Annotated in this window: 8 protein-coding genes; 2 read left to right on the top strand and 6 right to left on the bottom strand. The window is 68.5% G+C overall.

Annotated elements, in window-relative coordinates; genetic code table 11:
• Window positions 1-162: 162 nt before the first annotated feature.
• Genes treY through glgB form a run of 5 tightly spaced genes read right to left on the bottom strand, consistent with a single transcriptional unit; the run spans window position 163 to window position 10,348 of the window.
• Window positions 163-2,523, bottom strand: a complete 2,361-nt coding sequence (treY, locus tag COC42_RS03730) for a malto-oligosyltrehalose synthase (RefSeq protein ID WP_096341897.1) — start codon at window positions 2,521-2,523, stop codon at window positions 163-165.
• On the bottom strand, window positions 2,520-4,409 hold the full coding sequence (gene malQ / locus COC42_RS03725) for a 4-alpha-glucanotransferase (RefSeq protein ID WP_245843821.1): 1,890 nt from the start codon (window positions 4,407-4,409) through the stop codon (window positions 2,520-2,522). The genes treY and malQ overlap by 4 nt, the downstream gene beginning before the upstream one ends.
• Complete coding sequence (gene treZ, locus COC42_RS03720; protein ID WP_096341896.1) at window positions 4,406-6,103, bottom strand: malto-oligosyltrehalose trehalohydrolase; 1,698 nt, start codon at window positions 6,101-6,103, stop codon at window positions 4,406-4,408. Before treZ ends, malQ begins: the two co-directional genes overlap by 4 nt.
• Window positions 6,100-8,202 (bottom strand): glycogen debranching protein GlgX, encoded by a 2,103-nt coding sequence (gene glgX, locus COC42_RS03715; protein ID WP_096341895.1) that lies wholly within the window; start codon window positions 8,200-8,202, stop codon window positions 6,100-6,102. Before glgX ends, treZ begins: the two co-directional genes overlap by 4 nt.
• Window positions 8,203-8,206: 4 nt before the next feature.
• Window positions 8,207-10,348, bottom strand: coding sequence for a 1,4-alpha-glucan branching protein GlgB (gene glgB / locus COC42_RS03710; RefSeq protein ID WP_096341894.1), 2,142 nt, complete (start codon window positions 10,346-10,348; stop codon window positions 8,207-8,209).
• A 180-nt stretch (window positions 10,349-10,528) separates the two neighbouring features.
• Here glgB and glgC point away from each other — a divergent pair, with 180 nt between their 5' ends.
• Both glgC and glgA read left to right on the top strand, forming a co-directional pair.
• The gene (glgC, locus tag COC42_RS03705) at window positions 10,529-11,752 is read left to right on the top strand and encodes a glucose-1-phosphate adenylyltransferase (RefSeq protein ID WP_217991255.1); all 1,224 of its coding nucleotides are present in this window, start codon (window positions 10,529-10,531) and stop codon (window positions 11,750-11,752) included.
• A complete protein-coding gene (gene glgA, locus COC42_RS03700) occupies window positions 11,749-13,206 on the top strand; it encodes a glycogen synthase GlgA (protein ID WP_245843818.1) in 1,458 nt (485 codons plus the stop codon). Before glgC ends, glgA begins: the two co-directional genes overlap by 4 nt.
• On the opposite strand, the gene COC42_RS03695 is transcribed toward glgA, so the two are convergent.
• Entirely contained in the window at window positions 13,181-13,483 is a 303-nt protein-coding gene (locus tag COC42_RS03695) for a DUF2934 domain-containing protein (RefSeq protein WP_096343074.1), read from the bottom strand. The genes glgA and COC42_RS03695 overlap by 26 nt on opposite strands.
• Between the last annotated feature and the right edge of the window lie 12 nt (window positions 13,484-13,495).

Here is a 13,495-nt window from a genome sequence, read left to right as displayed (position 1 = left end):
GGCTGAATCGGAACGCCCGGGAAGCTTGAATCACCTGAGCCTGAACCTCGTCGCCCCATCGAGCGCTGGGATCGCTTGATGAAGAAGCGCTGCACGAGCCGCGGGCAGCTCCAGACTTCGCTGGGGCGACGGGTGAGGGGCGGCCTGGGTGGGAAACGTGGGTCAGAGCACCGCGATATGGACCGGCCTCTCCCCCAGCAGAGCAGCAACACCGCGCTGCTCGCCTCCGACTTTTATCGACGTATCGCCCCACCAATCCGGCTTTACGATCGGCCGCTCGCCAACCCCCGCGCTCGCCCTGAGCGGCGCGACAACCACCAGCGCCTGCTCACCCGCACGCCGCTCGAACGCCACCACGTTCCCCGCCCGCGCACCGGTGACGGCAAGTGGTGTTACCGGCGCCTCGAACATCGCAGGATGTGCACGTCGCAGCCCGAGCGCATGGCCGATCAGCGCCTGCTTGATCCGTCCGCTCGCCCAGTCGTCCAGCCCGACCTCCTCCCACCGCGCGACCGGCCGCCGCGCGGCATAGTCGACCGGGCGGCGATTGTCGGGATCGACGAGGCTCAGGTCCCAGAACTCGGCGCCCTGATAGGTGTCGGGCACCCCCGGCAGCGTGCATCGCAGCGCCGCCTGCATGAGGCCGTTCATTGCCCCCGCCGGTGCGATGCGCTGCGCGAAGGTGCCGACCGCGGGCGCTCCGATCATCTGCGTCGCCGCGCTGATCGCACGCCGTTCGTACGCCTCGTCAGGCGCGGTCCAGGACGAGCGTAGCTTCGCCTCGCGCAGTGCCTTCGTCGTCCAGGCCCCGATCCGCTCGGCGAAGTCACTCGTCGGCGGGCCCGCCATCGGCCAGGCACCGACGATCGTCTGGAGGATCATGGACGCATCGCCCGCGTCGATCCCGGTCCCGGCGAGGTCGATCCCCTCGACCAGCGTGCGCCACTCGTCCGGCACCTCGCTCAGCACCGCCAGCCGCGCGCGCACATCTTCGCCGCGCTTGTGGTCGTGCGTCGCGGTGGCGAGCATCGCGTTTGGAAAGTCCCGCGCACGCGCGTCGACGCGGCCGAGGAACTCGGCCGCCGGCTGCGAGAACCGCGCCGGATCGAACCCTACATCGGTTCGCGAGAGGAGGCGGCCATAGCGATAGAAGGCGGTGTCCTCGACCGCCTTGGCCGCGAGCGGGGCGCTCAGCTGCTCGAACCGGCGGGCGGCGTCGCGCGCCTCGGGCCGGGTCAGCATCCATTCGGCCAGGCGGGCGGGCAGGTCGTCCTCGCCCGGCGCCGTCACCGCGCGTGCGGCGGCGGCGCGGAGGCGCTCGCCATTGTCTGACTCGCTGCCGGCATAGCTGCGATAGGCAACGAACTCGAGCAGGATCGCCGTCAGTGCGCGGCGGATCATCCCCTGCGTAAGGTCGCGAGGCGCGATCGCGTGGAAGGCAGTGACCACTGTGTCGAGCTGGCCGGGAAAAGTGCGGTCCAGCGTCTCGATGCGCGCCCGATGCTCTTCCGCATGGAAGTCGCCTGGACGGCCGCTGATCTCGGTCCAGAGCTGCGTTAGCGGCGCCTCGCCCGCGGGATCGTGGAGCAGTGCCGCGACCTCGTTCATGAAGTCGTAGCCGCTGGTGCCGTCAGTCCGCCAGTCGGTCGGCAGCGCCTCGTCGGCGGCGAGGATCTTCTCGACCACCAGATAGCCGCCGGGCCGGACTGCCTCCATTGCGGCGCGCAGCCGTCGGCAATAGCCCGGCGGGTCGGCAAGGCCGTCGACATGATCGATGCGCAGGCCGTCGATCAGGCCCTCAGAATACAAGCGCAGCGGCAACGCATGGACCGCGTCGAACACTGCCTGATCTTCGATCCGCAGCGCGGCGAGTTCGGTGATATCGAAGAAACGCCGCCAGTTGATCTCGTCCGCGGCGGTGCGCCACCAGGCGAGGCGGTAACGCTGGCGCTCGAGCAGGTCGTGGAGCCGGTCGGGGTTGGCAAAGGCGCCCGGATCGGCGGCGACCTCCGCGCGATCCTCGGGGCGGATCGGGAAGCGGTGCGTGCCATGAGCGATCACCGCGGTGCCGTCGTCACTCAGCTTGAGCGCACCCGACGCGAGCGCCTCGCCATAGGGCAAGCCGAGGAATGGCGCGAGGAGCTGGCCCGTGGGCTGCCAGTCGATGTCGAAGAAGCGGGCGTAGCGGCTGCCCGGCCCCTGTTCGAGCACGTCCAGCCACCATGCATTCTCATCGCCGCCGACGCCCATGTGATTGGGGACGATATCGAGAATAATGCCGATCCCGCGCCCGCGCAGCGCCGCCGCCATCGCACGAAACCCGTCCTCGCCGCCCAGCGCCGGGTTGATCGTCGTCGGATCGACCACGTCATAGCCGTGCATCGACCCGGTCTTGGCGGTGGTAATCGGCGAGGCGTAGAGATGGCTGATGCCGAGATCGGCGAGATAGTCGGCCAGCCCTGCGGCATCGGCAAAGGTGAAGCCTGCATGGAACTGGATACGATAGGTCGCTCGCGGGATCATCGGCCACGTCCCTTGATGATGCGATCAATGCGGGCAGCCACCTCGGGGCGGGCGAACAGCTCTGCGGCGGGGGCGGGCAGGCGGCGGCGCCAGTTGGGATGCTCGTCCACCGTGCCGGGCAGATTGGGGGCCTGATCGACGCCGAGCAGATCCTCAACCGGCACGATCGCGAGCCGCGCGGGCGTGGCGGCGATGAAGGCGACGGCGGCGTCGACCGCGGCGTCTGGCGCGTCGGGCGGCGGACCCTCGGCCACGCCTGCCCCGACCGCGGCAGTCCAGAACGCTTCGCGCTCCTTGGCGCGCGGCGCGAGGTCCGATGCCTCGCCCGCCAGCTCCGCACGCCATTCGACGTCGGTGCCGCGCCACCAGCCGGCGACGGGGGCGAGGTCGTGGGTGCTCGTCATCGCTGCGACGCCCGCGTCATAGTCGGCCGCCGCCACGAAACCACAGTCCTTAGTCCGTTCAAACGGCAGCACGCGCATGCCGAGGATGCCGCGGTCGTCGAGCGCCTCGCGCAGGCCCGGCGGCACCACGCCCAGATCCTCGCCGATGACGATCGCTCCTGCCCGAACCGACTCGAGCGCAATGAGCCGCAGCAACTCATCCTCGGGCTGGCGGAGATACGCGCCGTCGAGCGGCGAGGCCCCGTTTGGCACCACCCACAGCCGGCGAAGGCCCAGCGCGTGGTCGATGCGGATGCCGCCCGCATGCGCCATCGCGCTGCGGAGGAGGTCAATGAAAGGGCGATAATGCTTGGTGCGCAGCGCGAAGGGCGAGAAGCTGGTGATCCCCCAATTCTGTCCGGCGGCCTGAAAGGCATCGGGCGGCGCGCCGATGCCGATGCCGAGCATCAGCTCGTCGCCCGCGGTCCAGGCATGGCTGCCGCCCACGTCGATGCCGACGGCGATGTCGGTGACGAGGCCGATGCGCATGTCCGACGCGGCATCGGCGGCGCGAGCGAGGCCCTGCTCGGCGCGCCACTGGGCGTAGAGATGGAAGTCGATCTCGCCAGCATGCTCGCGCGCAAACGCGGAGGCAGCGTCGCCGGCGGGGTCATGATAGGCCGCGGGCCAGTCCTGCCAGCCGCGCGTACCGAAATGGGCGAACAGCGCCTCGAACAGCGCGTGGCGCTTCAGATCGGCACCGGCGCTCGCCAGATAAGCGGCGAATGCGGGCGTCTCATGCTGCGCAGCAAAGTCGCGCCGCAGCGCCGCCATCCGCGCATCGACAGCGGCTTGCCAGTCGATGAGTTCGCCGCCTGGATCGGCCGTATCGACGGGTGCGTACCACGGGTTCAGGAAGCGGCGACTTGACGGGGAGTAGGGACTATAGCGCCCCGGATCGGCGGTGAAGAGCGCATGGACGGGGCTGAGCATCAGCGCGTCGGCGCCCGCGCGCGCCGCCTCGCCCGCAAAGTCGGCGAGCGCGGCAAAGTCGCCGATCGCGCCGCCGCCGCGGAGCGAATAGAGCTGGACCGCGGTGCCCCACAGCCGCTCGGCCGGCTCGATCCCGACACCCCGTGGGGGCGCGACGATCAGCTCGATCTCGCCGCCCGCATGCTCAAGCCGATGGTAGCCGATCGCCCGGGCCGGATCGCCCGGCCTCACGTCGATCGCCGTGCCGCTCTCCAGCGTCAGTCGCCCGCGTCCTTCGAACCCGGTCAGCGGCGTGCCGGCATCGACGACGCAGCAGGCGTCGGCGACCCCGGCGTGCAATCGCGCAAGGCTGTCGGCGCACTGCCCGGCATTGTCGCAGTCGAAGCCGAGGCCGGAGAGGACCGCGCGAAGGCTGTCGATCGACACGCGGCGAGCGACGCCGCCGGCATCCTCCCAATCGACGAGCATGCCCGCCGCCTCGGCCAGGTTAAGAACCGCGGCGTCGCTCACTTGAGCCACGCGGCGAAGGAGGCTGGCTCGCCGACTTCGCCCGTGGCGAACAGCAACTCGGACTCGCCGGAGACGGCTACCGCCGTGTCGCTCAGGTTGATGGCGAGCGTCAGCACCGCCTCGCCCAACCGCCAGCGCGCGCGGACCGCGCGGTCGCCGATCACCTCCGCCCCGATCGCCGCCGTGTCCCCCAGCAGCGGCACGATCCGCTCGCGCCGGATCGTCAGCAGCTCGCGATAGAGCGCATGCCACTCGGCCGCATCGGGGCCAGGTATCGGATCGGACGCCTCGAAGGTCGAGCGCGCATTGGGATCGGGAATCGCCTCGCGCGCCGCCTCGTCGCCGAAGCCCGGATGGCCCGCGAACTCGGCGCGGCGGCCGTCGCGGACGGCATCGGCCAGCTCGTCGTGAAAGTCGGTGAAGAAGAGGAACGGCGCCTCCGAGCCCAGATCGTCGCCCATGAAGGTCAGCGGCACCTGCGGACACAGGATCAGCAGTGCCGTCGCCGCGCGCAGCCGCGCCTTGTCGGTCAGCCGCGTCAGCCGTTCGCCGAGCGCGCGGTTGCCGATCTGGTCGTGGTTCTGGAGGAAACTAACGAACCGGATCGGGGAGAGATGACCGCTGGGGCTCCCGCGCGGCTTGCCCTTCTGGTTGGGCGAACCCTGGCCCTGATAGATGAACCCCTCGGCCAGGCAGCGGGCGAGCTTTTCCGCCGGATCCTCGGCGAAGTCGCGATAATAGCCGTGGGTTTCGCCGGTCAGCAGCACATGGAGAACGTTGTGGAAGTCGTCGTTCCACTGCGCGTCATACCTACCCGCCAGCCGGTCGGGATCGTTATCCTCGTTTTCGAGCACCAGATGGACGTGGCGATCGGGAAAGGCTGCGCGAACCTCGCCGGCGAGCTGGTCGAGAAAGTCGTTGTCGCCGATCGCATGGACGGCATCGAGGCGCAGGCCGTCGAAGCCGAACTCGCCCAGCCAGTAGAGCGCATTATCGATGAAGAAGCGCGCCACCGGCTCGCGCGCGAAGTCGATTGCGCCGCCCCATGGCGTGTGGACATCGGCCTTGAAGAACTGGGGCGCATAGGTGGGAAGGTAGTTTCCGTCCGGCCCGAAGTGATTGTAGACGACATCGAGGAAGACCATCAGCCCGCGTTGGTGCGCGGCGTCGATCAGCGCCTTCAACTCGTCGGGGCTGCCATAGGCGGCATTGGGCGCATAGGGCAGCACCCCGTCATAGCCCCAGTTGCGCAGGCCGCCGGTCGCGGCAAGGGGCATCAGCTCGATCGCGGTGAAGCCCGTCGAGGCGATCTCGTCCAGCCGTCCGGCGACGCCCGCATAGCCGCCGAGCACCCCGACATGCACCTCCTGGATCACGGCCTCGGTCCATGGCCGTCCGCGCCAGTCAGCCTGCCGCCATTCGTACGCCGCGCTATCGGTGACGACGCTCCATCCATGCACGTCGCCCGCCTGCGCGCGCGACGCCGGGTCGGGGACCGCGGTGCCGCCTGGCAGGCCATAGCGATACTTCGTGCCCGGCCCGGTATCGGTGTCGGCGGTGAACCAGCCCTCCATCTCGGGCGTCATCGGCAGCGGATCGCCGCCCTCGATCTCGAGCGTCAGCGCCTCGACGCCCGGTGCCCAGATCGCGAAGCGCGTCCCGCCGCCCGCCAGCGGTTCCGGCCCCCACCTCATGCGACGGGGCCGGTGGCGTGGATCAGGATCGCAGCTCGATCCTTCACCTCGATCGTCGAGCCCTCAAGGTCATATTCGCCGATCTCGGTATCTGCGCTGTCGACGAGCAGCCGGCGGTGGTGGTGCGGTTCGGGCAACTGGAACTCGAGCGTCGCCTGCGACCCGTTCATCAGCATCGTGATTGCCTCGAAACTGCCGTCGTCGAGGATGCGGGCGCGGCGCATGACCAGTGCCTTGCCCTCCGGGTTCTGCCAGTCCTCGGGGGAGAGTTGCTGGCCGCGTTCGTCGAACCAGTCGATGTTGCGGATGCCGGGGGCGATTTCCTCGCCATAAAGGAACGTCGCTGACCGGACGAGCGGATAGTGCCGGCGGATCAGGATCAGGCGGCGCACGAAATGGGCGAGGTTCTGGCCCTCCTCGGTCGCCGCCTGTTTCCAGTCGAGCCAGCTAATCTCGTTGTCCTGGCAATACGCGTTGTTGTTGCCCATCTGCGTCCGCCCGAACTCGTCGCCCGCCAGCAGCATCGGTGTGCCGAGCGAGGCGAGCAGGGTGATGAGCATCGAGCGGCGCACGCGGTCGCGAATGGCATTGATCGCGGGATCGTCGGTCGGCCCCTCGACCCCCCAGTTGCACGACAGGTTCTCCGAATGGCCGTCGCGATTGTCCTCGCCATTGGCCTCGTTGTGGCGCTGTTCGTAGCGGGTGATGTCGGTCAGTGGCTGGCCGTCATGGCTGGCGACGAAGTTGACGCTCGCCCAGGGCCGCCGCGCGCGCCGGTCGAACAGGTCGCCCGAGCCCAGGATGCGCGCCGCAAACTCGGGCCGGACGCCCGCATCGCCGCGCCAGAAGCGGCGGGTCGAATCGCGGAACTTGTCGTTCCATTCGGCAAAGCCCGGCGGGTGATTGCCGAGCTGATAGCCGCCCGGCCCGATATCCCACGGCTCCGAGATCAGCTTCACCCGGCCGAGCACCGGGTCCTGCCTGAGCGCGTCGAAGAAGCTCGCACCCGGATCGAATCCGCCGTCCCCGGTCCGGCCGAGCGTCGCGCCCAGGTCGAAGCGGAAGCCGTCGATTCGATAGCTCTCGGCCCAGTGGCGAAGCGAATCCATCACCATCTGGAGCACGCGCGGCTGGTCGAGGTTGAGCGTGTTGCCTGTGCCGGTGTCATTCACGCAGTAGCGCGGATTGTCCTTCTGCAGCCGGTAATAGGTCGCGTTGTCGAGGCCGCGAAAGCACATCGTCTGACCGAGCTCGCTCCCCTCGGCGGTGTGGTTGTAGACGACGTCGAGGATCACCTCGATCCCCGCGGCGTGCAGCCGTCGCACCGCAAGGCGCAGGTCGTCGGCATCGCCGCGGCCCAGATACCGGCCCTCGGGCGCGAAGAAGGCGAGGGTATTGTAGCCCCAGTAATTGACCAGCCCCTTTTCCTTGAGGAACCGGTCCTGGACGAAGCCGTGGACGGGCATCAGCTCGATCGCGGTGATGCCCAGCCGCTGGAGATGGGAGATGACGTCGGGGTGGCTGAGCGCGCGATAGGTGCCGCGCTCGGCGGCGGGCACGCTCTCCATCAGGCGGGTGAGGCCCTTCACATGCGCCTCATAGATCACCGTTTCCGACCAGGGCGTATTGGGCCGTCGGTCGTCGCCCCAGTCGAAGCTGTCGGAGACGACCACCGACTTGGGCATGGCGGGCGCGCTGTCGCGGCGATCGAAGCTCAGGTCCGCGCGGGGGCTGGCGACCCGATATCCGTGTAGCGCATCGCTCCAGCGCACGCGGCCGAAGGTGCGCTTGGTATAGGGGTCGAGCAGCAGCTTGTTGGGATTGAAGCGGTGGCCCTGCTCGGGCTCATAGGGCCCGTGCGCGCGAAAGCCGTAGAGCAGCCCCGGCCGCGCATCGGGCAGGTATCCGTGCCAGATCTCATCGGTCCATTCAGGGAGTTCGAGCCGCGCGATCTCCTGCCGCCCGCTTTCGTCGAACAGGCACAGCTCGATCTTCTCGGCATGGGCGGAGAAGACGGCGAAATTGACGCCCAGCCCGTCGAACGTTGCGCCCAGGGGGTAGGGGACGCCGCTTTCGAGGCGATCGGGGATGCGGGTCAAAGCCTCAGGCTCCTTGATGGCGGAGAACGAGCGTGGCGAGCGGGGGTAGCACCAGCTCGACCGAATGGGGGTGGCCGTGGGCGGGCACGGGCTGCGCCTCGGCCGAAGACGCGGTTTCGAGGCCGCTGCCGGCATAGCACGGGTCGTCGGAGTTCAGCACGACGTCCCACGTGCCGGCTTCGACACCGATGCGATAGCTATGGCGCGGTACCGGCGTCAGGTTGACGACGCAAAGGAGCGGCGACGCGCCATAGGCCGATCGGCGGTGAAAGGCGAAGACGCTGTTCTCCGCATCGTCACCCACCGCCCAGGCGAAGCCGCGCTCGTCGGCGTCGCTCTGATGCAGCGATCCCTCCGCTCGGTAGAGTGCGTTAAGGTCGCGGACCAGCGCCTGAACCCCGGCATGATTGGGATCGCCGAGCGCCGCCCAGTCGATCTGCCCGTCATGATGCCATTCGTGCCACTGTGCGATCTCGCCGCCCATGAAGAGCAGCTTCTTGCCCGGATGCGCCCACATGAAAGCGAGGTACGCGCGCAGATTGGCGAACTTCTGCCAGGGGTCGCCCGGCATCTTGGCGATCAGCGATCCCTTGCCGTGGACGACCTCGTCATGGCTCAAGGGCAGGATGAACTTCTCGGAAAAGGCATAGACCGGGCCGAAGGTCATCAGCCCGTGATGCCAGCGGCGATTGATCGGATCCTCCTCCATGTAACGCAGGGTGTCGTTCATCCACCCCATGTTCCACTTGAAGGTGAAGCCGAGGCCGCCATGCTCCGGCGCGGCGGTCACGCCGGGAAAGGCGGTCGATTCCTCGGCGATCGTGATCGCGCCGGGACAGCGTTCGCGCACCATCGCGTTCATGCGGCGCAGAAAGTCGATCGATTCGAGATTCTCGCGCCCGCCATGGACATTGGGCACCCACTCGCCCTCACGCCGCGAATAGTCGCGGTAGAGCATCGAGGCGACCGCATCGACGCGCAGGCCGTCGACGTGGAAATGCTCGAGCCACCAGAGCGCCGAGGCGATCAGCATCCCCGCCACCTCGCGCCGGCCGAGGTTGAAGATCAGCGTGTTCCAGTCGGGGTGAAAGCCCTCGCGCGGGTCCTCATGCTCGTAGAGCGCGGTGCCGTCGAAGCGTGCGAAGCCGTGCGCGTCGGAGGGGAAGTGCGCCGGCACCCAGTCGAGGATGACGCCGATGTCCGCCGCGTGGCAGCGATCGACGAAGCGCGCGAACCCCACCGCGTCGCCGTATCGGGCCGAGGGCGCAAAGGGCGACAGCGGCTGATAGCCCCAGGAGCCGCCGAACGGATGCTCGGCGATCGGCATCAGCTCGACATGGCTGAAGCCCATGTCGGTAAGGTACGGGATGAGCTGGTCGGCAAGCGCGTCCCAGTCATGCTCGCCGCCATGCCAGGGCCGCCGCCACGACCCGGCGTGAAGCTCGTAGATCGAGATCGGCGCGCCGGGATGCTGCCGTTCGCCCCGGTCCGCCATCCAAGCGGCATCGGTCCACGCGAAGTCGGGCGGCGGCGCGACGATCGAGGCGGTGGCGGGCGGATGTTCGGTCGCGCGGGCGAGGGGGTCGGCCTTTTCGCGCAGCACGCCGTCGGCCCCGAGAACCGCATATTTGTAACGCGCGCCTGCGCCGACGCCGGGCACGAACAGTTCCCAGATGCCGCCATCGTGGCGCAGCCGCATCGGCAGCCGCCTGGTGTCCCAGCTGCAGAAATCGCCGACGACGCTGACGCTCTGCGCATTGGGTGCCCAGACGGCGAAGCGCGTGCCCTCGACGCCGTCCACCGCGTCGATGTTCGCGCCAAGGCGCAGGGCAAGGTCCCAGTGCGATCCCTCGCGCAGCAGATGGAGGTCGAGATCGCCTAGCTGCGGCGCGAAGGCATAGGGGTCGGCCGCCTCGCTCGACCCGCCGCCGGGCCATTGCGTCCGGACCCGGTAATCGCCCGCGGGCGCGGGGCCGGTGAAAAGCCCTTCGCTTCCCTCGGCCTGAAGATCGGATTCCGCACCGCCCGCGATCAGCGTCACCCGCTCGGCACCCGGCTGGAATACCCGCACCATCCCGTCATGCCGCCCCAGAAAGGCGAACGGATCGCGCAGCCAATGCAGTGACGAAGAACCCGCTTGCCCCATGCGACCCCCAATCGCGCCAAGACCCCCGAACGCCGCAGGTGCGAAGAAGTGCCATGCCTGAGGATTTATCGTGAGAGACATGGAACTTGCAGGCTGTCGCCGCGCTCTATCGCCGACAGGCGTGGGGGAGCGACGATGCCGCCGAGTGCAACATTAAGGGGCCTGGTCACGCGCCAGGCAATGGCGATCGTGCTGGCCGGAGGTCGGGGCAGCCGGCTGATGGAACTGACCGACATCCGCGCCAAGCCAGCGGTTTATTTCGGCGGCAAGACCCGGATCGTCGATTTCGCGCTGTCCAATGCGCTGAATTCGGGCATCCCGCGCATCGGCGTCGCGACGCAGTACAAGGCGCACAGCCTGATCCGCCACCTCCAGAACGGCTGGAGCTTCTTTCGTAACGAGCGCAACGAGAGCTTCGATATCCTGCCAGCCAGCCAGCGCGTGTCGGAAGAGAACTGGTATCTCGGCACCGCCGATGCCGTGTATCAGAACCTCGACATCATCGGCTCCTATGCGCCGCGCTACACGCTCGTCCTGGCGGGCGACCATATCTACAAGCAGGATTACGGCGTGATGCTCGAGGAGCATTGCGAAACGGGTGCGAGCGTCACCGTGGGCTGTGTCGAGGTGCCGCGGATGGAGGCGGTCGCGTTCGGCGTGATGCACGTCGACGAGAATGACCGGATCGTCGACTTTCTCGAAAAGCCCGCCGATCCTCCGCCGATGCCCGGCCGCCCCGACCTCGCGCTCGCGAGTATGGGCATCTACGTCTTCGAGACCGAGTTCCTCGCACAGATCCTCGAGGAGGACGCGGCGGACCCCAACAGCAGCCATGATTTCGGCAAGGACATCGTGCCCAAACTGGTCCGCGACGGGAATGCCCGCGCGCATCATTTCAGCAAGTCGGCGCTGCGCTCCGGTCCGGAATCGGAACCCTATTGGCGCGACGTCGGCACGCTCGACGCCTATTTCGCCGCCAATATCGACCTTACCAATACCGTGCCCGCCCTCGATCTTTACGATCGCGAATGGCCCATCTGGACCTATTCGGAAATGACCGCACCCGCCAAGTTCGTCCATGACGAGGACGGGCGTCGGGGCGAGGCGATCTCGTCGCTCGTTTCGGGTGACTGCATCGTCTCGGGCGCACAGCTTCGCCACTCGCTGCTCTTTACCGGATGCCGCATCAACAGCTTTTCGACGATCGAGAATGCGGTGATGATGCCGCGGGTAAAGGTGGGGCGGTCGGTGAGCCTGAAGAACGTCATCGTCGATCGCGGCGTCGAAATTCCCGAGGGGCTGGTCGTCGGCGAGGACCCGGTGCTCGATGCCAAGCGCTTTCGCCGGACAGAGAACGGCATCTGCCTCATCACCGCCAAGATGATCGAGGCGCTGAAGGCGTGATCCGCCTGCTGTCGGTCGCGTCGGAGGTCTATCCGCTCGTCAAGACCGGCGGCCTTGCCGACGTGGCAGGTGCGCTGCCCGCGGCGTTGGCGCAAGAGGGCGTGGTGACGACGACGCTCGTGCCCGGCTATCCTGCGGTGTTGGCGGCCATCGAGGGCGAGCGGCTCCACGCCTATCCGGATCTGGCCGGCGGGCCGGCGACGCTGGTGCGCGCGAAGGCAGCGAACCTCGACCTCATCGTCCTTGACGCGCCGCACCTGTTCGAACGGCCGGGCAACCCGTATCTCGGCTTCGACGGCGAGGACTGGCCCGATAACGCGCACCGCTTCGGCGCCTTTGCGCGCGCGGCCGCCGATCTTGGTTCGGGGCGGGTTGATGGGCTGGTCTTCGACGTGCTCCAACTCCACGACTGGCAGGCGGGGCTCGCGGCGGCCTATCTCCACTACGACCCGCCCGCGCGCCGGCCGGGGGTGGTGGCGACGATCCACAATCTCGCCTTCCAGGGCGTGTTTCCCGCCTGGCTGCTGGGGCCGCTGGGATTGCCGGCCGAGGCGTTCGCGCTCGACGGGATCGAGTATTACGGCCAGATCAGCTTCCTGAAGGCCGCTTTGATCTTCGCCGACCGGATCACCACCGTTTCGCCCACCTATGCGACCGAGATCATGAGCGAGGCGGGCGGCATGGGCCTGCACGGCCTGCTTGCCGGGCGCGGCGAGGTGGTGTCGGGCATCCTCAACGGCATCGACACCGAAGTTTGGAACCCGGCGACCGACCCGGCGCTGGCGGTGACCTTCGATGCGGCCGACCTCGACAGACGCGCCGCGAACAAGGCGGCGCTGCAGCGTGTCTTCGGCCTTGACGAGGATCCGGGCGCCTTCCTGATCGGCTCGGTCGGGCGGCTGACCGAGCAGAAGGGCATGGACCTTCTTCCTCCGCTGATGCCCGAGCTGATCGCCGGCGGCGCGCAGTTCGCCATGCTGGGAAGCGGCGAGGCGGGGCTCGAAGCGGCCTTTGCCGACCTCGCCGCTGCGCACCCCGGCGCGGTCGGCGTCCGTATCGGCTATGACGAGGCGCTGGCGCACGCGATCGAGGGTGGCGTTGACGCCTTCGTCATGCCCAGCCGGTTCGAGCCGTGTGGCCTCACCCAGATGTATGCGCTGCGCTATGGCGCGGTACCGATCGTCGCGCGCGTGGGCGGGCTGGCTGACACGGTGATCGACGCAAGCCCCTACGCGCTGGCGCAGGGCGTCGCGACGGGCTTTCACTTCGCGCCCGGTTCGGACGCATCGCTTCGCGCGGCGCTCGCGCGGGCGATGGCAATGTTCGCGGCAGAGCCCAAAGCCTGGGCGCGGCTCCAGCGCAACGGCATGGCGACCGACGTGTCGTGGGCAAGCGCGGCGCGTCAGTACGCCGCGCTGTTCGCCGCCATCACTCCCCCGCCTTTTTCGGCCTGATCCCGGCGGGCGCGCGCTTGCGCACCGGGGTGGGGGCGTCGCCGGTCGCGACCTTCTTCGGCGCGCGCTTCGGCTTCGACGGTTCGGCGGTCGCCTCGCGTTCGGCGATTGGGATCGCCTCGGGCACGGCACCGGCAATGGGGTCGGCGTCGATCTCGCGCGCGGCATCGTGCCAGTGATCGTCGTGCCGGCCGGCGGGGCGCCCCTCCGCTTCCCACTTGGCATAGGCGCGCTCGGCCACGCGGGCGTCGCGGTCGGAAGCGGGCTTGTCGTTCATTTGCTTGGCCTC

Source organism: Sphingomonas spermidinifaciens (assembly GCF_002351485.1).
Lineage (GTDB): Bacteria > Pseudomonadota > Alphaproteobacteria > Sphingomonadales > Sphingomonadaceae > Sphingomonas > Sphingomonas spermidinifaciens.
This window is presented reverse-complemented; position numbering and strand designations above follow the sequence as displayed.